The sequence below is a fragment of the Bordetella bronchiseptica genome (genome assembly GCF_900636925.1).
GTDB classification, from domain to species: domain Bacteria; phylum Pseudomonadota; class Gammaproteobacteria; order Burkholderiales; family Burkholderiaceae_B; genus Bordetella; species Bordetella pertussis.
The window spans coordinates 1,289,133-1,315,728 of record NZ_LR134326.1 but is presented as its reverse complement, the minus strand read 5'-3'; the positions used below and the strand labels follow the sequence as shown (position 1 = coordinate 1,315,728).

Below are 26,596 nucleotides of genomic sequence, written 5' to 3'. Positions count from 1 at the left end.
ACGAGCGTACTCGGGTCAATTTTTCCTACACTCTACACTAACGCCAAGAGGCATTTCCAAGGAACTCCAAGTCATGTTGCGATGGCTACGCGGCCGGGGCGCCAAGGCGGGCGAAGTGGCCGCCATGCAGGCCCGCATCCCGCCCGATCTGTGGCGGCGGACGCTGCACGCCTACCCGTTCCTGGCGGCCCTGTCCGAGGCCGAGCGGCAGGCCCTGCAGGCGCGCGCGGCATGGCTGCTGGCGAGCAAGAACATCAACGGCGCGCACGGGCTGGAAATCACCGATTTCATGCGCCTGTCGGTCGCCGCGCAGGCCGCCCTGCCGGTACTGAACCTGTCGCCCACCCTGTACGAAGGCTGGGACGAAATCATCATCTACCCGGCCGGCTTCTCCATCCAGCGCGAGCGCATGGACGAGGACGGCGTCATGCACGAATACATCGAGGAGGCGGTCGGCGAGGCCTGGGAGGGCGGGCCGGTGATCCTCTCGTGGAGCGATGCGGCGGGCTCCGACGGCGCCTTCAATGTGGTCATCCACGAATTCGCGCACAAGCTGGACCTGCTGGCCGGCCAGGCCGACGGGATGCCGGCGCTGGCGGCCCACCCGGACATCGACCCGCGCCAGTGGCGCCGCGTGCTGGAAGACAGCCTGGACCGTTTCGCCGCCGCCGTCGAAGCCGTCGAGCGCGCCATTCCGGCGCACGTCGATCCGGAAAGCCCGCAGGCCGATCCCTGGTATGCGCGCCTGCCGCTGGACCCCTACGCCGCCACCGACGAGGCCGAGTTCTTCGCGGTGAGTTCGGAACACTTCTTCGTCGAGCCGGAGCCCCTGGCCGACGCCCTGCCGCAGTGGTACGCCCTGCTGCGCGCCTACTATCGCCAGGATCCCCTGGCCCGGCTGGCATGAAGACCTTGCTCATCGCCTGGCATTCGCGCACCGGCGCGGCGCGGCAGATGGCGCAGGCGCTGGAGCGCGGCGCGCTGGCCGCCGCCCTGGCGCTGGAACAGCCGGGCCAGTTGCGCGTGCGGCGGCAGGCGGCCTCGCGCACCGACGCGGCGGCGCTGCTGGCCGCCGACGGCTATCTGTTCTGCGCGCCCGAGAACCTGGGCAGCCTGAGCGGCGCCATGAAGGAATGTTTCGACCGTTGCTATTACGGCGTGCTCGACCGCATCCAGGGCCGCCCCTACGGCGTGGCCATCAGCGCCGGCACCGACGGCGAAGGCGCGGCCCGGCAGGTCGAGCGCATCTGCACCGGCTGGCGCCTGCGCGCGGCCGCGCCGCCGTTGATCGCGCGCAGCGGCGCGCAAACGCCCGCGCAGATCGCCGCTCCCAAGCAGGTGCCCGCCGACGTTCTGGCTCGCTGCGAGGAGCTCGGCGGCCTGCTGGCGGCCACCCTGCTGATGGGTAGTTGAGGCCCGGACGGCAAGCGCCCGGCAAGATGAGGGCGTCGCGGCACCGGTCGATTCCGCGAGCGCCCGTCCCCGGATGGAGGCTGACGTCCGCGGCGAGGCGTGCCTGTCCCCGCGGGACAGGCACGCCTGCCATCAGCCGATCGCGGCGGTGACCACGATCTCGACTTTGTAGTCGGGATTGGCCAGGCGCGCCTCGACCGTGGCGCGCGGGGGCGAATTGCCTGGCGCGACCCACGCGTCCCAGGCCTTGTTCATGCCGTCGAATTCCTTCATGTTGGCCACGAAGATCTGGGCCATGAGGATCTTGGTCTTGTCGGTGCCGGCCTCGGCCAGCAGGCGGTCGATGGTGGCCAGTACCTGTGCGGTCTGGCCAGCCATGTCCAGCGAGGCGTCGTCGGGTACCTGGCCAGCCAGGTAGGCCACGCCGTTGTAGACAGCCATGTCGGACAGGCGCTTTTCCACGTTGAAGCGCTTAATGCTCATAAATCACCCCTGATGCATTGATTGGATGGGTTGGCGAAAACAAGCCGGCCCTCAGGCCGGCGGAAGCTGGAACACCTGGCGCAGGTAGGCCAGATAGGCGGGATCGTCGCACATCGTCTTCTCGGGCGCATCCGATACCTTGGCGACCGGCTGCCCATTGCAGCGCACCATCTTCATGACGATCTGCAGGGGCTCGTGGCCCAGGTCGTTGGTCAGGTTGGTGCCGATGCCGAACGACACCTTGCAGCGGCCGGCGAACTGGCGCGCCAGCTCGATGGCGCGCGGAAATGTCAGCGAATCCGAGAACACCAGGGTCTTGGCGCGCGGATCCGCGCGATTGGCGCGGTAGTGCTCGAGCAGCCGCTCGCCCCACACGAACGGATCGCCCGAATCGTGGCGCGCGCCGTCGAACAGTTTGCAGAAGTACATGTCGAAGTCGCGCAGGAAGGCATCCATGCCATAGACGTCCGACAGGGCGATGCCGAGATCGCCGCGGTATTCCTTGGCCCAGACTTCCAGGGCGAACACCTGGGAGTCGCGCAGCCGCGGCCCCAGCGCCTGGCAGGCCTGCAGATACTCGTGGCCCATGGTGCCCAGCGGCAGCACGCCGTGCCGCATGGCCAGCAGCACGTTGCTGGTGCCGGCGAAATGCACCCCCATGCGCGCCTTCATGGTCGAGACGATTTCCTCGTGCCAGACCTTCGAGAAGCGCCGCCGGGTGCCGTATTCCGCGACCCGGAAATCGGCCAGCGCGGGGTCGTCGAGCACCAGGTTCATCTTCGATTGCAGGCGCTTGCGGCCTTCCTCCCAATCGGGATTCCTGCGCGTATTACGAAAATAGACTTCGTTGACGATGGCCAGCACCGGTATTTCGAACAATATCGTGTGCAGCCATGGCCCCTTGACCGTGATGGATATTTCGCCGGGCTGCTCGCCCTCGCCGATGAATATGCAGCGCTCGGGCAAATGGAACAGGCCCAGGAAGTCGACGAAATCGCTCTTGATGAAGCGCAGGCCGCGCAGATAATCCAGCTCCTCGCTGGTGAAGCGCAGCTGGCACAGCTCGTGCACCTCGGCGCGTATTTCGTCGAGATAGGGCCGCAGATTGACGCCCGGAGTACGGCACTTGTAGCGGTACTCGACCTGTGCAGCCGGAAAATGATGCAGCACGACCTGCATCATGCTGAATTTGTACAGGTCCGTGTCGAGCAGCGATGTGATGATCATGATGGCGCGAAACTGTTGCCGCGAAACGTTTCGGCACACCATAGCATACCGCGCGCCGGCGGGCCGGCCACCACTACCGGCGCCAGGGTCTTGGTCGCCCCGCCGGCGCGCATTGGGTAAAATCGCTTCAATAATGCAACGGCCGCCCGGCACCCGGAGTTCCTGAATGACCCACGTAGTCACCGAAAACTGTATCAAGTGCAAGTACACCGATTGCGTGGATGTGTGCCCGGTGGACTGTTTTCGAGAGGGTCCGAACTTCCTCGTGATCGACCCCGACGAATGCATCGACTGTGCGGTATGCATCCCGGAATGCCCGGCCAATGCCATTTACGCGGAAGAAGACGTGCCGCAGGACCAGGTCCCTTTCATTGCGCTCAACGTCGAGCTGTCGGCCGAGTTTCCCAGCATCAGCCGGGCCAAGAAGCCGCTCGAAGACGCCGACCAATGGAACGGGGTGCAGGACAAGCTGCAATACCTGGAAAAGTAACCCTCTGTCCGGTCCGCCGCTGCGCGGCCCGGCCGCGCCACGCCGATGACCGATACCAAGTACACGCGCCAGACCATCACCGCCGTCCAGACCTGGGTGCCGGGCAAACTGTTTTCGGTGCGCGTCACCCGAGACCCCGCCTTCCTCTTCCAGGCAGGCCAGTTCGCCCGCGTCGGCCTGCCCGACAGCGACGATCCGCAGGCCGAACCCAGCGTATGGCGCGCCTACTCCATGGTCTCCGCGCCCGAGGAGCCATGGCTGGAGTTCTATTCCATCGTGGTCCCCGAAGGCCAGTTCAGCCCGCGCATGGCGCGCCTGCAGCCCGGCGACGCCCTCTATGTGGAAAAGAAGCCGTTCGGCTTCCTGACCATAGACCGCTTCGCCCCGGGCGGCGACCTCTGGCTGCTGGCTTCCGGCACGGGCCTGTCGGCCTATCTGTCCATATTGCGCGACCCGGCCACCTGGCGCGCCTTCGACCGCATCATCCTCGTGCACGGGGTGCGCAGCGCCGAGGAACTGGCCTATCGCGACGAAATCGAGCAATGGCGCAGCCAGCCCGCGTTCGCCCCCTATTTCGAGGCCGACCCGCGCAAGCTGATCTACCTGCCGATCGCCACGCGCGAGACCCTGCCCGGCATGCCGCAGGCGCGCCTGACCACGCTGATCGCCGACGGACGGCTCGAACAGCTGGCGGGCCAGCCGCTGGACCCGCAGCGCGCCAAGATCATGCTGTGCGGCAACCCGGCCATGCTGGCCGACGCCCGCAAGCTGCTGAGCGAACGCGGTTTCGCCCCCGGCCGGCGCGGCATACCCGGCAATCTAGCGGTCGAAAACTACTGGTAATCCCCCCTATGGCGGGGGGAATCCGCCATGAGGGGTCGCTTTTTCGCAACATTTGCGCGCCAAAGCCTTAATCTGAACAGACAGATTCAAAATATTGATATTTCTGGCGACAATAAGACGTCAGTCTTATTAGGTCATGTCGCGATGCTGTATCAATTGCACGAAATGCAGCGGGCGTTCCTGCGCCCCCTGGCGGCGTTCACCGACGCCAGTTCCCAGCTTTTCACCCATCCGTACAGCCCGCTGGCCTATATGCCCATGTCGCGCCAGTTCGCCGCCGGCTGCGAGCTGGTGCACCGCATCGGCAAGGAATACCAGAAACCGGCCTGGAATCTGCCCGCCACCGAGATCCAGGGCAAGCGCGTCGCCGTGATCGAAGCCGTCGTGCTCGACAAGCCGTTCTGCCGGCTGGTGCACTTCCAGCGCGATGTCCGCCGCACGGCGGGCCGCGCCGATCCACGCGTGCTGCTGGTGGCCCCGCTGTCGGGCCATCATGCCACGCTGTTGCGCGATACCGTGCGGGCGCTGCTGCCGGCTCACGACGTCTACGTCACCGACTGGGTCGATGCGCGCATGGTGCCGCAGGACGCAGGCCCGTTCCATCTGGACGACTACGTCCGCTACATCCAGGCATTCCTGCGCCACCTGGGCCCGGACACCCACGTCATCTCGGTCTGCCAGCCCACCGTGCCGGTACTGGCCGCGATATCGCTGATGGCCTCGGCCAACGACCCTTGCCAGCCGCGCAGCATGGTGATGATGGGCGGGCCGATCGATCCGCGCGAGTCGCCCACCCAGGTCAACCGCCTGGCCACCACCAAGCCGTATGCCTGGTTCGAGAGCCAACTGATCCATGCGGTGCCTGCGCCCTATCCCGGCGCGGGCCGGCGCGTGTACCCCGGCTTCCTGCAGCATGCCGGGTTCATGGCCATGAATCCCGACCGCCACCTGAAGTCGCACTACGACTTCTACCTCGACCTGCTGCGCGGCGATGACGGCGATGCCGAGGCGCACCGCCGCTTCTACGACGAGTACAACGCCGTGCTCGACATGCCGGCCGAGTTCTACCTGGACACGATCCGCACGGTGTTCCAGGAGTTCCGGCTGCCCGGCGGCACCTGGGAAATCGACGGGCAGCTCGTGCGGCCCGCCGACATCCGCAAGACATCGCTGCTGACCGTCGAGGGCGAACTGGACGATATTTCCGGCCAGGGCCAGACGCGCGCGGCCATCAAGCTGTGCAGCGGCATCCCCGCCGCGCGCAAGAGCCATTACACCGCGGTCGGCTGCGGCCATTACGGCATTTTCTCCGGCCGGCGCTGGCGCGAACTGATCTGTCCTAAAATCGCCGCATTCATCCGCCAATCCTGATGCGGCCGCGCGCGCTCCCTGCAACGGGCCGCCTGGCCCGTTTCTGCTTTTTACGCCATGTCTTCCTGTAGTTCGCTGGTCGACCGCATCGACGCCCTGCTGCCGCAGACGCAGTGCACGAAGTGCGGCTACGACGGTTGCCGGCCCTATGCGCAGGCCATCGCCGACGGCGCCGCGGCCATCAACCGCTGCCCGCCCGGCGACGAGTCCGGCATCGCGGCGCTGGCCGCCCTGCTCGACACGCCGCCGCTGCCGCTGGACCGCGCGCGCGGCGAACCCGGGCCGCTGCTGGTGGCGGTCATCGACGAGGCCCATTGCATCGGCTGCACGCTGTGCATAAAGGCCTGCCCGGTCGATGCCATCGTCGGCGCCAACAAGCGCATGCATACGGTGCTGGCCGACTGGTGCACGGGTTGCGACCTGTGCGTGGCGCCTTGCCCGGTCGACTGCATCGACATGCGCCCGGCCGCGCGCGTGTGGTCCGAGGCCGACGCGCAAGCCGCGCGCCAGCGCCACCAGCAACGCCAGGCCCGGGTGCGGCGCGAAACGGCCGCCAACGAACGGCTGATGGCCGCGACCGCCGAGCCGGCGCCCCAGCCCGCCGCGACCGAAAGCGCCGAGGATGCCGCCCGCAAACGTTCCACCATCGAGGCGGCGCTGGCCCGCGCCCGCGCCCGCCGCTCAGCCCAGCGCCCATGAACGCCGTCAAACGCCGCGAAATCTTCGCCCGCCTGCAAGCCGCCAATCCCAAACCCACCACCGAGCTCGAATACGAGACGCCGTTCCAGTTGCTGATCGCGGTGCTGCTGTCGGCCCAGGCGACCGACAAGTCGGTCAACCTGGCCACGCGCAAATTCTTCCCGCGCCATGGCACGCCGCAGGCCATGCTGGAACTGGGCGAGGAAGGGCTGGCCGAGTACATCAAGACCATCGGCCTGTACCGCACCAAGGCCAAGAACGCCATCGCCACCTGTCGTCTCCTGCTCGAGCGCCACGGCGGCGAAGTGCCGCAAAGCCGCGAAGCGCTGGAGGCCCTGCCCGGCGTGGGCCGCAAGACCGCCAACGTGGTGCTCAACACCGCCTTCGGCGAGGCCACCATCGCGGTCGACACGCACATCTTCCGCGTCTCCAACCGCACCGGCATCGCCCCCGGCAAGAACGTGCTGGAGGTCGAGCGCAAGCTGGAGAAAGTGGTGCCGCGCGAGTACCTGCTGGATGCCCATCATTGGCTCATCCTGCATGGCCGCTACGTGTGCGTGGCGCGCAAGCCCAAATGCCCGCAGTGCGGCATCTCGGACCTGTGCGAATACAAGCTGAAAACCAAGGCCTGAACGCCGCGCGCCAGGCCGCCGCTTGCTGCTGTGCACGACGCCCGGCCGCCCGCGGATAACCCCTGCGCCATCGTGGGAAACACCGTGGAAACCCTGGTTTCTGAAGCGTTTTGACGGATTTCTTACTGCTGTTTGTCGGCTGCTTGACAATCGAGCATGCGGCAGCGCAAAACCTATGAAAAACCCTCATGGCAATTTGATAACCGGGTCCGCATACTCGCCGCAACTCTTAAAAAAAACCAAAGCGGATGCGGCGCAATGGATGACACGATCCTGGAGACAAAAGGCCTGACCAAGGAGTTCCGCGGCTTTGTCGCGGTCAACGGGGTCGATCTGCGTGTCAAGCGCGGCCAGATCCACGCGCTGATCGGTCCCAACGGCGCCGGCAAGACCACCTGCTTCAACCTGCTGACCAAATTCCTGGCGCCCACCTCCGGCACCATCGTTTTCAACGGCCGCGACATCACCCGCGAGCGGCCGGCCCAGATCGCGCGGCGCGGCATCATCCGTTCGTTCCAGATCTCGGCGGTGTTCCCGCGCCTGACCGTACTGGAAAACGTGCGCCTGGGCCTGCAGCGCAAGACCGGGCTGTCGTTCCAGTTCTGGCGCAGCGAGCGGCAGCTGGCGACGCTGAACCAGCCCGCGCTGCGCCTGCTCGAGGAGGTCGACCTGGCCTCCTTCGCCCATGAGCTGACGATCAACCTGCCTTACGGCCGCAAGCGCGCGCTGGAGATCGCCACCACGCTGGCGATGGAGCCCGAGCTGATGCTGCTGGACGAACCCACCCAGGGCATGGGCCACGAGGACGTCGCCCGCGTGACGCAATTGATCAAGCGTGTCAGCGCGGGCCGCACCATCCTGATGGTCGAGCACAACATGAACGTGGTGTCCTCGATCGCCGACACGATCACGGTACTGGCGCGCGGCGCGGTGCTGGCCGAAGGCCCCTACGCCGAGGTCTCGCGCCATCCCGCCGTGATGCAGGCATACATGGGCACCACCAACGGCGAACTGCAAGGAGCGCACGCATGAGTATCCCCGCTCTCGAGATCGCGGGCCTGCAGGCCTGGTACGGGGAATCGCATATCCTGCACGGCGTGGACATGCAGGTCGGCCAGGGCGAAGTGGTCACGCTGCTCGGCCGCAACGGCGCCGGCCGCACCACCACGCTGCGGGCCATCCTCGGACTGACCGGCGCGCGCCAGGGATCGGTGCGCATCCATGGCACCGAATCGATCGAGCTGCCCACCTACAAGATCGCGCACCTGGGCGTGGGCTATTGCCCGGAGGAACGGGGCATCTTCGCCAGCCTCTCGTGCGAGGAGAACCTGCTGCTGCCGCCGCCGGTCGGCGCGCTGGGCGGCGGCATGTCGCTGACCGAAATCTACGACATGTTCCCCAACCTGCATGAACGCCGCAACTCTCCCGGCACCCGCCTGTCGGGCGGCGAACAGCAGATGCTGGCGGTGGCGCGCATTCTGCGCACCGGCGCGAACCTCCTGCTGCTCGACGAGATTTCCGAAGGCCTGGCGCCGGTGATCGTGCAAGCCCTGGCGCGCATGATCATGGCGCTCAAGGAGCGCGGCTATACCATCGTCATGGTGGAACAGAATTTCCACTTCGCCGCGCCGCTGGCCGACCGCTTCTACGTCATGGAGCACGGCCAGATCGTCGAACACTTCGAAGCCGCCGAACTGTCACGGAAACAGGGCACGCTCAACGAACTGCTGGGCGTGTAGAAAACCAGCCTGTCACCCGCCGTATCACGGCACCCCACACAGGAAGAGGAGTCATCCCATGAAGCTGCACAAAATCACTGTTGCACTGGCCGTGGCTGGCCTGGGATTCGCCGGGCTACCCGCCCAGGCCCAAGGCATCTCCGATGATGTCATCCGCATCGGCTTCATTACCGACATGTCCGGGGTCTACTCGGACATCGACGGCAAGGCGGGCGTGGAAGCGATCCGCATGGCCATCGAAGACGCCGGCGGCGCCATCAATGGCAAAAAGATAGAACTGGTGTCGGCCGATCACCAGAACAAGGCCGACATTGCCTCGGCCCGCACGCGCGAATGGATCGACCAGCAGAAGGTCGACATGATCATCGGCGGCACCAACTCGTCGACCAGCCTGGCCATCGCGCAGGTGGCGGCCGAGAAGAAGAAGCCGTTCCTCGCCGTGGGCGCCGGGGCCTCCGATCTGACCAATGCCCAGTGCTCGCCCTACACCATCCACTATGCCTACGACACCGTCGCGCTGGCGCGCGGCACCGGCTCGGCGGTGGTGAAGGACGGCGGCAAGACCTGGTTCTTCCTGACCGCCGACTACGCGTTCGGCCATGCGCTGGAGCGCGACACCGCCAACGTCGTCAAGGCCTCCGGCGGCGAGGTCAAGGGCCAGGTGCGCGCGCCGCTGGGCGCCTCCGATTTCTCGTCGTTCCTGCTGCAGGCGCAGGCTTCGGGCGCACAGATCCTGGGCCTGGCCAACGCCGGCGGCGACACCATCAACTCGATCAAGGCCGCCAACGAATTCGGCGTGACGGCGACCATGAAAATGGCCGGCCTGCTGGTCTTCATCAACGACATCCACTCGCTGGGCCTGGACGCCACCAAGGGCATGTACCTGACCGACGGCTGGTACTGGGACCAGAGCGACGCCTCGCGCGCCTGGGCCAAGAAGTTCGAGGACAAGATCGGCCGCAAGCCGTCCATGCTGCAGGCGGGCGACTACTCCGCCGCCATGTTCTACCTGAACGCCGTGAAGGCCACGGGCTCGGACGACGGCGACGCCACCATGAAGTGGATGAAGTCGAACAAGATCAACGACTTCTTCGCCCAGGGCGGCTACGTGCGCGAGGACGGCCGCATGATCCACGACATGTACCTGATGAAGGTCAAGTCCAAGGAAGAATCCAAGGGCCCGTGGGACTACTACAACGTGGTGGCCACGCTGCCGGGCGACGAGGTCTACACCAAGCTGTCCGAGTCGACCTGCCCGCTGCTCAAGAAATAACATCCTGAAGGAACGCGACACGGCCTTGCTCATCCGGCAAGGCCGTGTCGCGACCGGACACGTCTACCCGTACGCGCAGGACTCATAACAGATGACAGATCTATTCGGCATACCCATTCAGGCACTGTTGGGGCAGTTGCTGCTGGGGCTGGTCAACGGCTCGTTCTATGCCATGCTCTCGCTGGGGCTGGCCGTGATTTTCGGTCTGTTGAACGTCATCAACTTCGCCCATGGCGCCCTGTACATGCTGGGCGCCTTCGTAGCCTGGATGGGGCTGTCCTACCTGGGGCTCAACTACTGGATCATGCTGATCCTCGCCCCGCTGGTGGTCGGCCTGTTCGGCATCCTGATCGAGAAACTGCTGCTGCGGCACCTGTACAAGCTGGACCATCTGTACGGCCTGCTGCTGACCTTCGGCCTGACGCTGCTCATCGAAGGCTTGTTTCGCAGTTTCTACGGCGTATCCGGCCAGCCGTACCCCACGCCGGAAGCGCTGCGCGGCGCCACCAACCTGGGGTTCATGGTGCTGCCGAACTACCGCGCCTGGGTCGTCGTGGCCTCGATCACCGTGTGCCTGGCAACCTGGTTCGTCATCGAACGCACCCGCCTGGGCGCGCTGCTGCGCGCCGGCACCGAGAATCCGCGGCTGGTGGAAGCCTTCGGCGTCAACGTGCCGCGCATGATCACGCTGACCTACGGCTTCGGCGTCGCGCTGGCCGGCTTCGCCGGCGTGCTGGCCGCGCCGGTGCTGCAGATTTCCCCACTGATGGGCTCCAACCTCATCATCGTGGTGTTCGCCGTCGTGGTGATCGGCGGCATGGGATCGATCATGGGCGCCATCGTGACCGGCCTGGGGCTGGGCGTCATCGAGGGCCTGACCAAGGTGTTCTGGCCCGAAGCGTCCAACACCGTCGTGTTCATCATCATGGCCATCGTGCTGCTGCTGCGCCCCGCCGGCCTGTTCGGGAAAGAGAAATGAATCGACAACTCCTGGGCTACGCCGCATTCGCCATCATCGTCGGCATCCTGCCGTACGTGGGCGTGTATCCGATCTTCGCCATGAAGGTCATGTGCTACGCGCTGTTCGCCTGCGCCTTCAACCTGCTGCTGGGCTATACCGGGCTGCTGTCGTTCGGCCACGCCGCCTTCCTGGGCAGCGCCGCCTACGCGGCCGGCCACGCGCTGAAGGTATGGGGCCTGCCGACCGAGCTGGGCCTGGCCTTCGGAGTCGCGGTGGCGGCCCTGCTGGGGCTGGCCATGGGCGCGCTGGCCATACGCCGCAGCGGCATCTACTTCGCCATGATCACCCTGGCCCTGGCCCAGATGGTGTTCTTCTTCTTCCTGCAGGCCCATTTCACCGGCGGCGAGGATGGCCTGCAGGGCGTGCCGCGCGGCACGCTGCTGGGCACCATAGACCTGCGCAACGACCTGAACCTGTACTACGTGGTCATGGGCATCTTCGCGCTGGGCTATTTCGTGATCTGGCGCACCGTGCACTCGCCGTTCGGCCAGGTGCTCAAGGGGCTGCGCGAGAACGAGCCGCGCGCCATCTCGCTGGGCTATGACGTCGATCGCTTCAAGCTGGTCGCCTTCGTGCTGTCGGCCGCCATCGCCGGCCTGGCCGGCGCCACCAAGACGCTGGTATTCGTCTCGGCCACGCTGTCGGACGCAACCTGGCAAATGTCCGGGCTGGTCATCCTCATGACCCTGATCGGCGGCCTGGGCACGCTGACCGGCCCTATCCTGGGCGCCTTCATCGTCGTGCTGCTGGAGAACAAGGTCGGGGACTTCGGCCAGATGCTCACGCGCCTGACCGGCCTGGACTGGTTCCTGCGCCTGGGCGAATCGGTCACCATCGTCATCGGGCTGATCTTCGTGGTGTGCGTGATGGCATTCCGGCGCGGCATCGTGGGCGAACTGGTCGCGCTGCGCGAGCGCCGGCAGGCGCGCACCTGAGCGCGGCTGCTGGGCAGGCCGGCCCGTGACGCCGTAGAATCGAACGGGTCTGGCGCCGGTCCGACGGACCGCGTCCCCACTTCGAGGTACCGCTCATGCACGCCCCGCGTTTTGTCCGCGTGGCGCTGGCCGCCCTGGCCAGCGTCGCCGCCCTGACCTGCGCCCCTTCGGCCAGCGCTTGTGAAATCGACCGGCCGGTGCGCTTCAGCGGCCTGAACTGGGAGTCCAACCTGGTCATGGTCGGCATCCAGCGCTTCATCCTCGAAAAGGGCTATGGCTGCAAGACCGCGATGGAGATCGGCGAAACCCTGCCCATGCTGGCGGCGCTGCAGCGCGGCGATGTCGACGTCACGCCGGAAGTCTGGCCGGGACAGATCGAAGGCGCCTGGAAAAAAGCCCTGGCTTCGGGCAAGGTGCTGGGCGTCGGCCATGTGTTCACGGCGGGCGAAGGCTGGTACGTGCCGCGCTATACCGTCGAACGCCACCCCGACCTCAGGCGGGCCGCCGACCTGCAACGCTACAAGAGCACCTTCACCGATCCGGAAGATCCCGCCAAGGGCCGCATCTACGGATGCCCGGCGGGCTGGGCCTGCGGCACGCTGAACGAGAACCTGCTCAAGGCGCTGCAGCTGGAGCACGACTACAACCTGTTCGCGCCGGGCTCGGGCGCCGCGCAGAAGGCCGCCATCATGTCGGCCTACAAGCGCAAGCGCGATATCGTCTTCTACTACTGGACGCCCACGGCGCTGGTCGGCGCCCTGGACCTGGTCAAGCTGCAATTGCCGGCGTTCGACCAGGCCGCCTACACCTGCATGACCGATCCCAGGTGCGCCAAGCCCGTGCCCACCGAGTTCAAGCCCAATCCGGTGGTCACCGGCCTGAACGCCGATTTCGCCCGCCAGGCGCCCGCCCTGCACCGCTTCTTCGAGGCCTTGACCGTCCCCGACGAGGCCATCGGCGCCACGCTGGGCTGGCTGGAAAACGAGAAGGCCGAAGCCGACGATGCCGCGCTGTACTTCCTGCGACAATACGGCGACGTCTGGAAAAAATGGGTGCCCGCCGATGTCGCGCAGCGCGTCCAGGCGGCGCTGTAGGCGCACCCCGATCACCAAGGAAGACCGCGGTATGGAAGCCCTTTACTGGTACGACGGCCAATGGCTGACCGAGAATCCCAAGCTGCTCGGCCCGTCCGACCACGCATTCTGGATGGCCAGCATGGTGTTCGACGGCGCGCGCGCTTTCGCCGGCCTGACGCCCGACCTCGACCTGCATTGCCAGCGCGTGGTGCGCTCGGCTGAGAAGATGCTGATGAAGCCGGCGTTGCCGTGGCAACGCATCCAGGAACTATGCCTGGAAGCGGTGGCCAGGTTCCCCGCCGGCAGCGAGCTCTACATCAAGCCGATGTTCTTCTGCGCCGACGGCTTCCTGCTGCCCGACGCCGAGCAGACGCAGTTCGTGCTGCACGTATTCAAGGTGCCCCTGCCCGGCGAACAAGGCTTCTCGGCCTGCTTCTCCAGCTTCGCGCGTTCCTGGCCCAACATGGCGCCCACCGACGCCAAGGCGTCGTGCCTGTACCCCAATGGCCAGCGCGCCATCCGCGAGGCCAACCTCAAGGGCTTCGACAACGCCATCATGCTCGATGGCGCGGGCCATGTCGCGGAATTCGCCACCAGCAACCTGTGGATCGCGCGCAACGGCCGGATCGCCACGCCGGTCGACAACGGCACGTTCCTCAACGGCATTACGCGCCAGCGCGTGCTGGCGCTGCTGCGCGCCGATGGGGTGACCGTGGACGAGCGCGCCCTGACCCGCGCCGACGTCGAAGAAGCGGACGAGGTGTTTTCTACCGGCAACTACGGCAAGGTCGTGCACGTCAACCGGGTGGAAGCGCGCAGCCTGTCGTACGGGCCGCTGGCGCGGCACGCCTACCGGCTGTACATGGACTACGCGGCGGGCGGGCGCTGACCCGCGCGCACGCTGGCGGCGCGGCCTGGCGCCGCGCCGCCAGCGTTCAGTCCTGGGCGCCCTTGCCCAGGCCCAGGTAGCTCTCGATGACGCGCGGATTGCCGGCCAGTTCGCGCGCCGGGCCGTGCAGCACGATTTCACCGGTTTCCAGCACGTAGCCGTAATCGGCGACCTGCAAGGCGGCGCGGGCGTTCTGCTCGACCAGCAGGATCGCCACGCCGGTTTCGCGCAGCCGCGCGATGATATGGAAAATCTCGCGCACGATGCGCGGCGCCAGCCCGAGGCTGGGCTCGTCGAGCATCAGCAGGCGCGGCTTGGCCATCAGGGCGCGGCCCACGGCCAGCATCTGGCGCTCGCCGCCGGACAGGGTGCCGGCCTGCTGCGAGCGCCGCTCGCGCAAGCGCGGAAACAGATCGAACACTTCCTGCAGCGTATCGCGCCAGCCGCTTTCCCGGGCGCGGTAGCGCCGGAAACCGCCCAGCAGCAGATTGTCCTCGACCGACATGCTGCCGAACAGCTCGCGCCGCTCGGGCACCAGCGACATGCCGGCCGCGACGCGGCGCTCGACCTGCCAGCCCGATACGTCGGCGCCGGCGTACTGCACCTGCCCGGCGGCGTGGCCGGTCTGCGGCAGCGCGCCCATGACCGCGTTGAGCATGGTCGACTTGCCGGCGCCGTTGGCGCCGATCACCGTCACGATGCTGCCGGCCGGCACCTGCAGGTCGGCCCCGCTCAACGCGCCGACCTTGCCATAGCGGGCCGACAGCTGGCGTACCTCGAGAATGGGCGCCTGGCTCATTGCGCACCTCCGGCGGCTGCCGGCGCGCCCTGGCCGGCGTCGGGAAGATCGTCGTCGATACCGCCCAGATAGGCCTCCAGCACCGCCGGGTTCTTCTGCACATCGGCGGGCACGCCCTCGGCCAGCTTGGTGCCGAAATCCATGACCACCAGGTGATTGGTCAGTCGCATCACAAAGTCCATGTCGTGTTCCACCAGCAGGATGCTCAGCCCCTCGGCGCGCAGCTGTTCCAGCACCTTGGCCAGTTCCTGCTTTTCCTTGTAGCGCAGGCCGGCGGCCGGCTCGTCGAGCAGCAGCAGCACCGGATCGCACGCCAGCGCGCGGGCGATTTCCAGGATGCGCTGCTGGCCCAGCGCCAGGTTGCCCGCCTGCTCGTACAGATAGTCGCCCAGCCCGACGCGCTGCAGCTGCTGCGCGGCTTCGTGCAGCAGCTGGGCCTCGCGGGCGCGCTCGCTGTGCAAGGCGCCCGACAGCACGCCCACGTCCGAACGCATGTGCGCCCCCAGGGCCACGTTTTCCAGCACCGACATGGTCGGCAGCAGCTGCACGTGCTGGAAGGTGCGGCCCACGCCGCGCTTGGCGATCTCGCGCGCCGAGCGGCCGTCGATGCGATCGCCCAGGAAGCGCACCTGGCCGCGCGTGGCCGGCAGCACGCCGCTGATCAGGTTGAAGGTCGTGCTCTTGCCGGCGCCGTTGGGGCCGATCAGGCCCATGATTTCGCCGGCGCGCACCTTGAACGTAATGTCGTTGACCGCCACCAGGCCGCCGAACTCCTTGCGGATGCTATCGACTTCCAGCACCAGCTCGCCGGCCTGCGGCCGGGCGCGGTGCGGCAGCGCCGGCGCTTGCGGCGGCGGCGCCATGTTGCGCCGCGAGCCGGCCGCGCCGGTGACGCGCTCCCACCAGCCCGACAGAATGGGCCACAGGCCATTGCTGGCGTACTGCAGCACCAGGATCATCAGCACGCCGAAGAAGATCAGTTCGAAGTTGGCGTTGGTATCGATCAGCTTGGGCAGGATGTTCTGCAGCTGGTCCTTGATTCCCAGGATGACCGCCGAGCCCAGCAGCGCCCCCCAGACATGGCCGGCGCCGCCGACCACGGCCATGAAGAGGTATTCGATGCCGTAGTTCAGGCCGAACGGACTGGGGCTGACCGCACGCTGCATGTGGGCGTACAGCCAGCCCGACAGGCAGGCCAGCAGCGCCGCCCACACGAAGATGACGATTTTGTAGATGCCGGTATTGACCCCCATCGACTCGGCCATGCCGGCGCCGCTCTTCAGGGCGCGGATGGCGCGGCCCGGACGCGAATCGAGCAGGTTGCGCGTGGCCCACAGCGCCAGCAGCACGAACACCCAGATCAGGTAGTAAATATGGCGTCCGCTGGCCAGCGACCAGCCGAACAGGCTGATGGGCTCGATGCCGGCGATGCCGTCATGCTTGCCGAGCCAATCCAGGTTGCCGAACAGGTAATACAGCGAGAGTCCCCAGGCAATGGTGCCCAGCGGCAGATAATGCCCCGACAGCCGCAGCGTGATCAGCCCCAGCAGGAACGCCACCACGGCCGTCACCAGCAGGCCCACCGGCAGCGCCAGCCACGGCGAGATGTCGTATTGCGTGGTGAGCAGCGCCGTGGTGTAGGCGCCCAGGCCCACGAAGGCCGCCTGGCCGAACGAGGTCAGGCCGCCCACGCCGGTCAGCAGCACCAGCCCCAGCGCCACCATGGCGGCCAGGCCGATGTAGTTGAGCTGCGTGATCCAGAATTCGGGCGTGGCCGACAGCAGCGGCAGGCCGGCCAGCACGACGATGAATGCGATAAGCAGGAAGCGGTTCATGGCGCTTATTCCTCTTCGTCCACATGACGGCTGCTGAACGAACGCCAGACCAGAACCGGGATAATCAGGGTGAACACGATGACTTCTTTGTACGAACTGGCCCAGAACGACGAGAAGGCCTCCAGGATGCCGACCAGCAGTGCGCCGGCCGCGGCCACCGGGTAGCTCACCAGGCCGCCGATGATGGCGCCCACGAAGCCCTTCAGGCCGATCAGGAAGCCGGTGTCGTAATACACGGTGGTGATGGGCGCGATCAGCATGCCCGACATGGCGCCGATGGACACCGCCAGGGTGAATGTCAGGCTGCCCGACATGGTGGTGCTGATGCCCACCAGGCGCGCGCCGCGCCGGTTCACGGCGGTGGCCCGCAGCGCGCGGCCGTACAGCGTCTTGCCGAAGAACAGCCACAGCGCCACGATCAGCAGCGCGCAGGTGGCCACCACGAACAGGCTTTGCGCCGACCAGGTCGAGAACCCGAGATCGACCTGCCCGCTGACGAATGCCGGCGTACGCCAGCCCTCGGCGCCGAAGAACACCAGCGCCAGCCCCATCAACGCGAAGTGCACGGCGACCGACACGATCAGCAGCACCAGCACCGTGGCCTCGGCCAGCGGCTGGTAGACGATGCGGTAGACCATCGGCCCCATCGGGATCACCAGGGCCAGGGTCAGCAGCATGTTCAGCCACAGCGAGGTGCCCTGCGCCGCATAGCTGTCGGTCAGCCACAGCAGCGCCAGGGGCAGCGCCACGCAGCCGGCCAGCACCTTGGGCATGGCGCCCCACGCGCCGGTGCGCAGCGCGCGCACCAGCTCCAGCAGCAGGCACACGCCGCCCAGCAGGGGCAGCAGGTAGGCGGTGCCCGGCACGCGGCCGTCGACCAGCATGGCCAGTGTCAGGGCGCCGAAGGCGACGAACTCGCCCTGCGGAATGAAAATGACCCGCGTGACGGCGAAAACCAGTACCAGCGCCATGCCCAGCAGGGCATAAATGGCGCCGTTGACCACACCGTCTTGCAGCAGGATCAGCGCAATTGAAGAGTCCATCGAACCACTACCTTATGGGGATTTCAGGTGCCCCGACCCCACCCGGGACACGGCGCATACGACGCACCGGCCCTCAGGCCGGTGCGAGGTGAAGCAGGAGAACGCACCGCCACGCCGGTCAGGCGTCGCCGCGCGGCGCGTCCCTTGATGCCGACAGCGGTTTACAGATCGGGCTGGTAAACCCACTTGCCGCCTTCGACCTTGACCATCACTCGCGAGCGTTCGTCGAAGCCGGCATGGTCCGTGGCGCTCATGTTGAACACGCCCTGCGAAGCGGGCAGGTTCTTGATGCCTTCGAGGGCGTCGCGCATGGCCGCGCGGAACTCCGGCGTGCCCGGCTTGGCGCCCGACTTCAGGGCCGTCGGCAGCGCGGCCACGATCAGCTGGCCGGCATCCCACATATGGCCGCCGAAGGTGTTGGTCGAGCCGGCGCCATGCGTCTTTTCATAGGCCTGGGTGTAGGCCAGCGCCGATTGCTTGACCGGGTTGCTGTCGGGCAGTTGCGCGGCGACCAGCAGCGGGCCGGCCGGCAGCAGCATGCCGTCGCAATCCTTGCCGCACACGCGCAGCACGTCATTGTTGGCGGCGCCGTGGGTCTGGTAGATCACGCCGCCGTAGTTGCGCGCGCGCAGCTCCTTCTGGGGCAGGGCCGACGGCGTGCCGGCGCCGGCGATCAGGATCGCGTCGGGCTTGGCGCCCACCAGCTTGAGCACCTGGCCGGTCACGCTGGTATCGGTACGGCCGTACTTCTCGACGGCGGTGATCTCGATGCCCTTGGCCTTGGCCGCGGCCTGCATCACGGCCAGCCAGCCGTCGCCGTAGGCGTCGGCGAAGCCGATGAAGCCCAGGGTCTTGATCTTGGCCTTGACCATGGCGTCGGCCAGGGCGCTGGCCATCAGGGCGTCGTTCTGCGGCGTCTTGAAGACCCAGCGGCGCTTGTCGTCCACCGGCTCGACGATCTTGGCGCTGGCGGCCACGCTGATCATCGGCACCTTGGCTTCGGCGGCCACGTCCACCATGGCCAGCGAGCCCGGGGTGATCGAGGTGCCCACCAGCACGTCGACCTTGTCTTCCGAAGCCAGCTTGCGCGAGTTCTTCACGGCTTGCGTCGTATCGGTGGCGTCGTCGAGCACGATCCATTCGATCTTGGTGCCGTCGACTTCCTTGGGCAGCAGGGCCACCGTATTGCGCTCGGGGATGCCGAGCGAGGCGGCCGGGCCGGTGGCGGCGATCGTCACGCCGACCTTGACCTGGGCGCTGGCGATCAGCGGCAGGCTGAGGGCAACAGCGGCCGCGACCGCGGACAAGCCGAAATGCTTGCGCATGTTTTGTCTCCTGTGTGGACCTGCCGGCGCGCCCGGGATGGAGCGCGGCAAGCCTGATTAAAGTTATACAGAAAAAAGAATTATAGGGTTAAAAGAGTATCAAATAACCACCCCGACCCCACCGGGATCAACCCTAATCCGGTGCCCAAAAATTTTCTAACGCGTTTGTTAATAGAAAATTTTTACCCGAGCCCTCCGTAGTGTCTCTAAGGGGATTCCCTGGGAAGCGCCCTCAGCGTCCCAGCACCGGCCATACGCGCTCGACCCGCGACGCCACCCAGGCCGCCACCGCCGCCTTGGCCAGGTCGCCGGGCAGGAATACCGCCACGGCTGCCCAGGCCTTGGCCATGCCCATCTGCGTGACGCCGGCCAGCCAGGGGACGCCGACGGCATAGACCACCACGATGCCGCCCAGCACGCAGGCCGCCACGTAGCCGGCCAGGCCGCGCCACGTGCCGGCCGCGCGCAGGGCCAGGCGGCGCGCCAGCCAGCCGGTGACGCAGGCGCCGGCCACCATGCCCACCAGGAACCCGCCGGTCGGACCGAAGAACACGCCCAGGCCGCCGCGTCCGCCCGGCAGCACCGGCAGGCCGATGGCCGCCAGCACCAGGTACAGCAGGCAAGCCAGCGCGCCGCGCAACGGGCCCAGCATGGCGCCGGCCAGCATGGCTCCCAGCGTCTGCAGCGTCACCGGCACGGGAATCGCGGGCAGCGGAATCGGCGGCATCAGGCTCAACACCACGATCAGCGCCGCGAACAGCGCCACCAGAACCGTATCCTTGGTCGTCATCGGGCTTCTCCTTCATGTAGATGCGGCGCGCCGGCGCGGCCCCTCAACCGCGCGCGTCGATCGCCTGTGCCACTTCCTCGGCACGTTTCAGCGTACGCACCACCAAGGGCACGAGCAACGCCAGCGGATGGGCGCCCAGGCCGCGCGCGGCCTGGGCCTCCCGGATTTCCTGATAATTGCGCCAGATTTCGGGGATGAAGCGCAAGGCCAGCGCCAGGGCCAGCGCCACCTGCGCGGCATTGAGCAGACCCAGCCGTTCGGCCGGCCGCAGCGCGCGCTCGCACGCGTCGATGAGGGCCGGCACCGGCGTGGTCAGCGTCACGGCCATGGCCAGGCCGATCAGCGCCGCCACCCGCAGCACCACCACGGCGGCGTGCGGCCAGCCCTGCATCAGGCCGGTGAACAGGCCGACCGCGAGCACGATCAACGCCAGGCCGCGGGTCTGCCGCCACCAGGCGGCCGCGCCGACGCCGCTGCGCCAGACCAGCAGCGCGGCGCCGGCCAGCACCGCCGCCAGCGCGCGCCAGTCGGACAGCAGGAACAACCCTACCCCCGCCAGCGCCAACGCCGCCAGCTTCAGCCCGGCCGGCAGGCGGTGCAGGAAACTGGCGCCGGCGACGTACAGGGGCTCGATCATGCGCAATGCTCGCGATACCAGCCCAGCACCGCCGCCGGCTCGCCGTCGGCGGCGATACGCCCGTCGACCACCGCCAGCACCCGGTCGTAGCCGGCCAGCAGGTCGAGGTCGTGGCTGACCACGATGGCCTGCTGCGGCAACGCGGCGATGGCCTCTGCCACCCGGTTGCGGTTGCGCAGGTCCAGCTGCGTCGTGGGTTCGTCGAACACCACCAGTTGCGGCGCCATCACCAGCACGGACGCCATGGCGACCAATTGGCGCTCGCCGCCGGACAGGGTGTGGCTGGTGCGTTCGGCCAGGTGGCCCACGCCCAGCCGTTCGAGCGCGGCCGCGATGCGCGCGTCGCGCTCGGCCGGCGCCAGGCCCTGCTTCTTCAGGCCGAATGCCAGGTCCTCGCGCACGATGGGAAAGACAATCTGGTTCTCTGGATTCTGGAATACGAAACCGACCCGGCGACGCACGTCCTTGACCTGGTTGCGCGTATCCAGGCCGTCGACCAGCACCCGCCCGGAGGACGGCAGGGCCAGGCCGTTGACCAGCCGCGCCAGCGTGCTCTTGCCCGCGCCATTGGGGCCGATCACCCCCACGCGGCGTTCGGACAGGCGCAGGCTCACGCCATGCAGGACCTGTGCCTGGGGCGTGGCGACGACCGCCTGGTCAAACTCGATTAACATGGAGCGGGATTATGCCCGAACCAATTCGCACGGCGGGACTCCAAGCTGATCATGGAAAAAATTCGCAAAACCGACGCCGAATGGCGCACCCAACTTACCCCGGAAGAATACGCGGTCGCGCGGCAGAAAGGCACCGAGCGCGCCTTCAGCGGCCGATACTGGGATACCTCCACGCCCGGCATATACCGCTGCATCGGCTGTGGCACGCCGCTGTTCGCATCCGACACCAAATTCGATGCCGGCTGCGGCTGGCCCAGCTACTTCGAGCCGCTGGCGCCCGAACGCGTGCGCGAGGAACTCGACACCAGCCATGGCATGGTGCGCACCGAGGTGCTGTGCAATATCTGCGACGCCCATCTTGGCCATGTTTTCCCGGACGGCCCCGAGCCGACCGGGCTGCGCTATTGCATCAATTCGCTGTCCCTGAAATTCGAACCGCTCGAGGACGAATGAAGAAGTTCCTGTTTGACCTGTTTCCGCTGATACTGTTTTTCGTTGCCTATCGGTACGCCGATATTTATGCGGCCACGGCCGTGGCGATTACCGCGTCCATCGCCCAGATACTCTGGCTGCGCCTCACCGGCAAGGCCATCGAGGGCATGCACTGGATAAACCTGTCGGTCATCGTGATTTTCGGCGGCGCCACCCTGTGGCTGCACAGCGACGTCTTCATCAAGTGGAAGCCCACCGTGCTGTACTGGCTGTTCGGCGGCGCGCTGCTGGGCGCGCGGTACCTGTTCGGGCGCAACCTGGTCCGCCGCCTGCTGGGCAAGCAGATCGCGTTGCCCGATCCGGTCTGGGAGCGCCTGAACCTGAGCTGGGCGCTGTTCTTCGTGGCGGCCGGCGCGGTCAACCTGTATGTGGCCTTCTCCGGCCACTTCACCGAATCCCAATGGGTCAATTTCAAGGTCTTCGGCCTGATGGGCCTGCTGGTCGCTTTCGTCATCGCCCAGTCGCTGTGGCTGGGCAAGCATCTGCAGGCGTCGGACACGCCCGATCAAGATCGAAACGAAGACTGATCAAGAAATAATCCCTTATATATGTCTGAAAATTCTGAACGAATTGAGATTATTCGCGCACGCCTTGCTGCGTTAAATCCGATTATCTTGGAGATACAGGACGAGTCGCACCTGCACGCCGGGCACGAAGGCGCAAAAGGCGGCGCGGGGCACTTTCGGGTGCACATCGTAGCCTCCTGTTTCGCAGGTCTGACGCCCGTTGCCCGCCATAGGCTGGTGTATCATCATTTGCAGGATTTGCTCCCATATCCCATTCATGCACTTGCGCTGGATGCGCAAGCACCCTCTCCAGACAACGCCAAGTAAACACCCTTCAAAAGGTCAAAGGACATACATGAAACGCATCGCCATGCTGGCTGCTGCCTGCGTCATTGCCGTGCCCGCTTTCGCCCAGAACGTGGCGACCGTGAACGGCAAGCCCATTACCCAGAAGAGCCTGGATGAGTTCGTCAAGCTGGTCGTCAGCCAGGGCGCTACCGATTCGCCCCAGCTGCGTGAGCAGATCAAGCAGGAAATGATCAACCGCCAGGTGTTCGTGCAGGCGGCCGAGAAGGACGGCGTCGCCAAGCAGGCCGACGTGCAGACTGAGATCGAGCTGGCCCGCCAGGGCATCCTGGTGCGCGCCCTGATGGCCGACTACCTGCAAAAACACCCCGTCACCGACGCCCAGGTCAAGGCCGAATACGAGAAGATCAAGAAAGAACAGGCCGGCAAGATGGAATACAAAGTCCGTCACATCCTGGTCGAGGACGAAAAGACGGCCAACGACCTGCTGGCCCAGGTCAAGAGCAACAAGAGCAAATTCGACGATCTGGCCAAGAAGAACTCCAAGGACCCCGGCAGCGCCGAGCGCGGCGGCGACCTGGGTTGGGCGCCTGCCACCAACTACGTCCAGCCGTTTGCCGAGGCCGTGACCAAGCTGAAGAAGGGCCAACTGGTCGACAAGCCGGTGCAGACCCAGTTCGGCTGGCACGTGATCCAGGTCGACGATACCCGTCCGGTCGAATTCCCCGCCATGGACCAGGTGCGCCCGCAACTGGAAGAAATGCTGCGCCAGCAAACCCTGGCCAACTACCAGAAGCAATTGCGCGAACAGGCCAAGATCCAGTAAGCGCCAGGCCATCGCCATCAACAAAATTGCCCGCTTTCGCGGGCAATTTTGTTTTCGGCTGCCGGGCGCCGGCGCCCGCTTCGCCTATAGGCCCAGCAGCGCCTTCAGGCCGTCCTCGTCCAGCACCGGAACGCCGAGTTCCTGGGCCTTGGTCAGCTTGCTGCCGGCATCCTCGCCCGTCACCAGGTAGGCCGTCTTCTTGGAGACCGAACCGCTGACCTTCCCGCCGGCGGCCAGGATACGGCGAGTCGCCTCATCGCGGGTCCAGTTCGGCATGGTGCCGGTCAGGACGAAGGTCTTGCCGGCCAGGCTGGTGCCCTCGGGCTCGGCCTCGGCTTGCGGGTGCACGCCCTGCTGCGTGAGCTGCTCGACGATCTCGCGGTTGTGCGGCTCGGCGAAGAAGCGCCGGATCGAGCCGGCCACCACGCCGCCCACGTCGGGCACGGCCAGCAGCGCTTCTTCGCTGGCGTCCATGATGCGTTCCATGCTGCCGAAATGGCGTGCCACGTCGCGGGCCGTCGTCTCGCCCACATGGCGTATGCCCAGCGCGAACAGCAAGCGGCCCAGAGCCGGACGGCGCGCCTGGTCGATGGCCGCCACCAGGTTTTCCGCCGATTTCTTGCCCATGCGTTCGAGCGCCGCCAGTTCGAACGCAGTCAGGCTGTAGATATCGGCCAGCGACTTGACGCGATCGGCGTCGACCAGTTGGTCGATCAGCTTTTCGCCCAGGCCTTCGATATCCAGCGCCTTGCGGCCGGCGGCATGCAGCAGGGTCTGCTTGCGCTGGGCGGCGCAGAACAGCCCGCCCGTGCAGCGGGCGATAGCCTCGCCCTCGGGGCGCTCGATCGCCGAGCCGCAGATGGGGCAGGCGGTCAGCATGACGAACTCGCGCGCGTCGGCCGGCCGCTTTTCCAGTACCGGCCCGACCACCTCGGGGATGACATCGCCGGCACGCCGCACGATCACGGTATCGCCGATGCGCACATCCTTGCGGCGGATCTCGTCTTCGTTGTGCAGGGTGGCGTTGGTGACCGTCACCCCGCCGACGAACACCGGCGCCAGGCGCGCCACGGGCGTGATCGCGCCCGTGCGGCCCACCTGGACCTCGATACCGAGCAGTTGCGTGACGGCCTCCTCGGCCGGAAACTTGTGCGCCAGCGCAAAGCGCGGCGCGCGCGCGACGAAGCCCAGCACGCGCTGCGACGGCAAGGCGTCGACCTTGTAGACCACGCCGTCGATGTCGTAGGGCAGATCGGCGCGCAGCTTGCCGATACGCTCGTAAAAGGCCAGCAGCCCGTCGGCGCCGCGCTCTCGGTGGTTGTGCCGCAGATTGACCGGCAGGCCCAGTTCGGCCAGCCAGTCCAGCATGCCGCCATGCGTGTCGCGCGGCAGCGTGGACGCCACGCGCACGCCCGGCGCGGGCTCGTCAAAGCGCGTCGGCATGCCTTCGGGCAGGCCATGGACTTCGCCCCAGCTATACGCGAAGAAACGCAACGGCCGCTGCGCCGTGATGCGCGGATCGAGCTGGCGCAGGCTGCCGGCCGCGGCATTGCGCGGGTTGACGAACACTTTCTCGCCGCGCGCTGCCTGCGTACGGTTCAGGCGTTCGAACTCGGCACGGTTCATCAGGACTTCGCCGCGCACCTCGAGTACCCGCGGCGCGCCGTGCAGGCGCAACGGCACGCCTTTGATGGTGCGGATGTTGGCCGTGACGTCCTCGCCGGTCTGCCCGTCGCCGCGCGTGGCCGCCTGGGCCAGCCTGCCCTCCTCGTAGCGCAGGCTGATCGCCAGGCCGTCCAGCTTGAGCTCACAGAAGTATTCAACCTGCTGATCCAGGCCCAGCAGGCCCGCGCCGCGCAGGGTATCGGCCACGCGCTTGTCGAAGGCGCGCACGTCCTCTTCGTCGAAAGCATTGCCCAGCGACAGCATGGGCACGGCGTGGCGCACGCTGCCGAATTCGGCCAGCGGCGCGGCGCCCACGCGCTGCGTCGGCGAATCGGGCGTGACCAGCTCGGGGTGTTCGGCCTCCAGCGCTTGCAGGTCGCGCATGAGCGCGTCGTACTCGGCGTCCGGAACGCTGGGATCGTCGTGGACGTAATAACGGATATTGTGCTGCTCGATCTCGGCCCGCAGGCGCGCGATCGCTTGCTGCGGCGTAGGACCTGCCTGCGCCATTATGCAAATACTCGCTGCGCCCGCGCGCTGCCGGCCGGCAGGCCGGCCTGGTCAAGCTGCTCGAACAATACCTGCAGGCGCTCGTCGATGACCGCGTCCGCGCCGTCCTGCAGGGGCCGGCCCTGGTCATCGACCAATTCGGCGCGCAGGCGGGCGGCCAGATCGCGGCCCACGTCGACCATGCGGCCGAAGGCCCGCTGGTCCGCCGGGCTGCACGGCACGTCCAGCAGCAGGTACAGGCGTTCGATGCCACCCATGCCGGCGTCGAACGCCGCGCCATCGGCGCGCGACAGCGTAAAGCGCACCGCGCCGTTGTCGGCCAGCCAGGCCAGCCGCGCGCCATCGGCGGCAAAACCCAGGTCGCGCGCCACCGCCAGCACCTCGGCGGCCGGTTGCGCAACGCCCAGCAGCAGCGTCAGGCCGACCTGGGTGTCCAGGGCGGCGCAGGTATCGTCCAGCCGGGCCGCCTGTTCCAGCACTTCCTGCTGGTCGGGGCCCTCGACGCTGGCCTCGAAGCGGTCGGCCAGGTCTTGCGCGCGGGCCCAGGCCTGCGACCATTCGATGGCGGTCAGCGGGCCGCTGCGGTTGGCCAGCAACACGGCCAGCTGCATGTTGGCATAGGACTCTTCGGAATGGATGCGGGCGCGATGGCGTTGCTCGGCCGTGGCGGCGAACACGCGCAAGGGCTTGCGGCCGGCCTGCCGCAGCGACTGCAGATAAGGCAGCAGGTCGGCGCCGCGCACGGGCTCGCTGAAATGGATTTCAATCACGACCTCGCAAGCGGGATCGGGTTCTTCCTGGTCGTCGGTGTCCGGGTTGGCGGGCGCCGCGGCCGGCGCGGCACCCGCTGCGGCGCCGCCCATGCCGGGCTCACGGCGCGTCGCGCCCGCCGCCGTGCGATCCTGCGCGCCGGCGCCAAGCAGGGGATCCTGCTCGGTCGAAGGGAAATGGGCTTGCATCCTGCGGCGCACCCGGCGGTCCTGCCACCAGTTAAAGCCCAGCACCAGCAATATGAGCAGGACACCAAGGGCAATCAGCCCGATCTGCAAATCACTCATGAGAATATCCCGCGCCTAAGGCAGCGCAAATCCGAATAT

At 66.9% G+C, this 26,596-nt stretch carries 29 protein-coding genes; 18 read left to right on the top strand and 11 right to left on the bottom strand.

The genetic code is table 11. The features are described 5' to 3' along the window. The first annotated feature begins 73 nt into the window (after positions 1–73). Positions 74–907 carry a M90 family metallopeptidase gene (locus EL288_RS06190; RefSeq protein WP_003813848.1) on the top strand — a complete coding sequence of 278 codons (834 nt, stop codon included), beginning with the start codon at positions 74–76 and terminating at the stop codon, positions 905–907. Further along, positions 904–1,413: an NAD(P)H-dependent oxidoreductase gene (locus EL288_RS06185; protein ID WP_003813849.1), complete on the top strand. Its 510-nt coding sequence runs from the start codon at positions 904–906 to the stop codon at positions 1,411–1,413. Before EL288_RS06190 ends, EL288_RS06185 begins: the two co-directional genes overlap by 4 nt. A gap of 132 nt (positions 1,414–1,545) precedes the next feature. On the opposite strand, the gene EL288_RS06180 is transcribed toward EL288_RS06185, so the two are convergent. Both EL288_RS06180 and pncB read right to left on the bottom strand, forming a co-directional pair. After that, on the bottom strand, positions 1,546–1,896 hold the full coding sequence (locus tag EL288_RS06180; RefSeq protein WP_003813850.1) for a RidA family protein: 351 nt from the start codon (positions 1,894–1,896) through the stop codon (positions 1,546–1,548). Between the two features lie 51 nt (positions 1,897–1,947). Then, a complete protein-coding gene (gene pncB, locus EL288_RS06175; RefSeq protein ID WP_033459649.1) occupies positions 1,948–3,123 on the bottom strand; it encodes a nicotinate phosphoribosyltransferase in 1,176 nt (391 codons plus the stop codon). Between the two features lie 166 nt (positions 3,124–3,289). Between pncB and fdxA the strand changes: the two genes are divergently transcribed. The 12 genes from fdxA (at position 3,290) to EL288_RS06115 (ending at position 14,091) form a co-directional block, all read left to right on the top strand. Then, the gene (fdxA, locus tag EL288_RS06170; RefSeq protein ID WP_010931551.1) at positions 3,290–3,613 is read left to right on the top strand and encodes a ferredoxin FdxA; all 324 of its coding nucleotides are present in this window, start codon (positions 3,290–3,292) and stop codon (positions 3,611–3,613) included. Between the two features lie 45 nt (positions 3,614–3,658). Further along, positions 3,659–4,456: a ferredoxin--NADP reductase gene (locus EL288_RS06165; RefSeq protein WP_003813853.1), complete on the top strand. Its 798-nt coding sequence runs from the start codon at positions 3,659–3,661 to the stop codon at positions 4,454–4,456. A gap of 144 nt (positions 4,457–4,600) precedes the next feature. Next, positions 4,601–5,827: a polyhydroxyalkanoate depolymerase gene (locus EL288_RS06160; RefSeq protein WP_003813854.1), complete on the top strand. Its 1,227-nt coding sequence runs from the start codon at positions 4,601–4,603 to the stop codon at positions 5,825–5,827. 57 nt (positions 5,828–5,884) lie between these two features. Further along, positions 5,885–6,526, top strand: coding sequence for an electron transport complex subunit RsxB (gene rsxB, locus EL288_RS06155; protein ID WP_010926953.1), 642 nt, complete (start codon positions 5,885–5,887; stop codon positions 6,524–6,526). Beyond that, positions 6,523–7,158: an endonuclease III gene (gene nth, locus EL288_RS06150; RefSeq protein ID WP_003813856.1), complete on the top strand. Its 636-nt coding sequence runs from the start codon at positions 6,523–6,525 to the stop codon at positions 7,156–7,158. The genes rsxB and nth overlap by 4 nt, the downstream gene beginning before the upstream one ends. 258 nt (positions 7,159–7,416) lie before the next feature. Next, a complete protein-coding gene (locus EL288_RS06145) occupies positions 7,417–8,190 on the top strand; it encodes an ABC transporter ATP-binding protein (RefSeq protein WP_003813857.1) in 774 nt (257 codons plus the stop codon). Further along, positions 8,187–8,897, top strand: a complete 711-nt coding sequence (locus EL288_RS06140; protein ID WP_003813858.1) for an ABC transporter ATP-binding protein — start codon at positions 8,187–8,189, stop codon at positions 8,895–8,897. The genes EL288_RS06145 and EL288_RS06140 overlap by 4 nt, the downstream gene beginning before the upstream one ends. A gap of 58 nt (positions 8,898–8,955) precedes the next feature. Then, positions 8,956–10,170 carry an ABC transporter substrate-binding protein gene (locus tag EL288_RS06135; protein ID WP_004566398.1) on the top strand — a complete coding sequence of 405 codons (1,215 nt, stop codon included), beginning with the start codon at positions 8,956–8,958 and terminating at the stop codon, positions 10,168–10,170. 91 nt (positions 10,171–10,261) lie between these two features. Continuing rightward, entirely contained in the window at positions 10,262–11,149 is an 888-nt protein-coding gene (locus tag EL288_RS06130; protein ID WP_003813860.1) for a branched-chain amino acid ABC transporter permease, read from the top strand. Then, on the top strand, positions 11,146–12,126 hold the full coding sequence (locus EL288_RS06125) for a branched-chain amino acid ABC transporter permease (protein ID WP_003813861.1): 981 nt from the start codon (positions 11,146–11,148) through the stop codon (positions 12,124–12,126). The genes EL288_RS06130 and EL288_RS06125 overlap by 4 nt, the downstream gene beginning before the upstream one ends. Positions 12,127–12,221: 95 nt before the next feature. Continuing rightward, entirely contained in the window at positions 12,222–13,220 is a 999-nt protein-coding gene (locus EL288_RS06120; RefSeq protein WP_003813862.1) for an ABC transporter substrate-binding protein, read from the top strand. Positions 13,221–13,251: 31 nt separating this feature from the next. After that, positions 13,252–14,091, top strand: a complete 840-nt coding sequence (locus EL288_RS06115; protein ID WP_003813863.1) for a branched-chain amino acid aminotransferase — start codon at positions 13,252–13,254, stop codon at positions 14,089–14,091. Positions 14,092–14,137: 46 nt separating this feature from the next. Here the strand turns inward: EL288_RS06115 and EL288_RS06110 are convergent, their stop codons facing one another. From EL288_RS06110 to EL288_RS06080, 7 genes are all read right to left on the bottom strand, one after another. Further along, positions 14,138–14,890 carry an ABC transporter ATP-binding protein gene (locus tag EL288_RS06110; protein ID WP_003813864.1) on the bottom strand — a complete coding sequence of 251 codons (753 nt, stop codon included), beginning with the start codon at positions 14,888–14,890 and terminating at the stop codon, positions 14,138–14,140. Next, positions 14,887–16,725: a branched-chain amino acid ABC transporter ATP-binding protein/permease gene (locus EL288_RS06105; RefSeq protein ID WP_003813865.1), complete on the bottom strand. Its 1,839-nt coding sequence runs from the start codon at positions 16,723–16,725 to the stop codon at positions 14,887–14,889. Before EL288_RS06105 ends, EL288_RS06110 begins: the two co-directional genes overlap by 4 nt. Positions 16,726–16,730: 5 nt before the next feature. Further along, positions 16,731–17,768: a branched-chain amino acid ABC transporter permease gene (locus EL288_RS06100; RefSeq protein WP_003813866.1), complete on the bottom strand. Its 1,038-nt coding sequence runs from the start codon at positions 17,766–17,768 to the stop codon at positions 16,731–16,733. A gap of 161 nt (positions 17,769–17,929) precedes the next feature. After that, entirely contained in the window at positions 17,930–19,093 is a 1,164-nt protein-coding gene (locus tag EL288_RS06095) for an ABC transporter substrate-binding protein (RefSeq protein WP_003813867.1), read from the bottom strand. 232 nt (positions 19,094–19,325) lie between these two features. Continuing rightward, complete coding sequence (locus tag EL288_RS06090) at positions 19,326–19,883, bottom strand: biotin transporter BioY (RefSeq protein WP_003813868.1); 558 nt, start codon at positions 19,881–19,883, stop codon at positions 19,326–19,328. Between the two features lie 43 nt (positions 19,884–19,926). Further along, positions 19,927–20,520 (bottom strand): energy-coupling factor transporter transmembrane component T family protein, encoded by a 594-nt coding sequence (locus EL288_RS06085; protein ID WP_003821317.1) that lies wholly within the window; start codon positions 20,518–20,520, stop codon positions 19,927–19,929. Then, a complete protein-coding gene (locus tag EL288_RS06080) occupies positions 20,517–21,194 on the bottom strand; it encodes an energy-coupling factor ABC transporter ATP-binding protein (protein WP_003813870.1) in 678 nt (225 codons plus the stop codon). Before EL288_RS06080 ends, EL288_RS06085 begins: the two co-directional genes overlap by 4 nt. Before the next feature lie 51 nt (positions 21,195–21,245). Between EL288_RS06080 and msrB the strand changes: the two genes are divergently transcribed. The 4 genes from msrB to EL288_RS06060 are packed head-to-tail and all read left to right on the top strand — an operon-like array spanning position 21,246 to position 23,324. Then, entirely contained in the window at positions 21,246–21,647 is a 402-nt protein-coding gene (gene msrB / locus EL288_RS06075) for a peptide-methionine (R)-S-oxide reductase MsrB (protein ID WP_003813871.1), read from the top strand. Next, positions 21,644–22,213, top strand: a complete 570-nt coding sequence (locus tag EL288_RS06070; protein ID WP_003813872.1) for a septation protein A — start codon at positions 21,644–21,646, stop codon at positions 22,211–22,213. Before msrB ends, EL288_RS06070 begins: the two co-directional genes overlap by 4 nt. A gap of 21 nt (positions 22,214–22,234) precedes the next feature. Further along, positions 22,235–22,519, top strand: coding sequence for a BolA family protein (locus tag EL288_RS06065; protein ID WP_003813873.1), 285 nt, complete (start codon positions 22,235–22,237; stop codon positions 22,517–22,519). Between the two features lie 28 nt (positions 22,520–22,547). After that, positions 22,548–23,324, top strand: a complete 777-nt coding sequence (locus EL288_RS06060; RefSeq protein WP_003813874.1) for a peptidylprolyl isomerase — start codon at positions 22,548–22,550, stop codon at positions 23,322–23,324. An 84-nt stretch (positions 23,325–23,408) separates the two neighbouring features. On the opposite strand, the gene ligA is transcribed toward EL288_RS06060, so the two are convergent. Together ligA and EL288_RS06050 are read right to left on the bottom strand one after the other, a co-directional pair. Continuing rightward, positions 23,409–25,499 carry an NAD-dependent DNA ligase LigA gene (gene ligA / locus EL288_RS06055; RefSeq protein ID WP_003813875.1) on the bottom strand — a complete coding sequence of 697 codons (2,091 nt, stop codon included), beginning with the start codon at positions 25,497–25,499 and terminating at the stop codon, positions 23,409–23,411. After that, positions 25,499–26,557 carry a cell division protein ZipA C-terminal FtsZ-binding domain-containing protein gene (locus EL288_RS06050; protein WP_003813876.1) on the bottom strand — a complete coding sequence of 353 codons (1,059 nt, stop codon included), beginning with the start codon at positions 26,555–26,557 and terminating at the stop codon, positions 25,499–25,501. Before EL288_RS06050 ends, ligA begins: the two co-directional genes overlap by 1 nt. Positions 26,558–26,596: the final 39 nt, after the last annotated feature.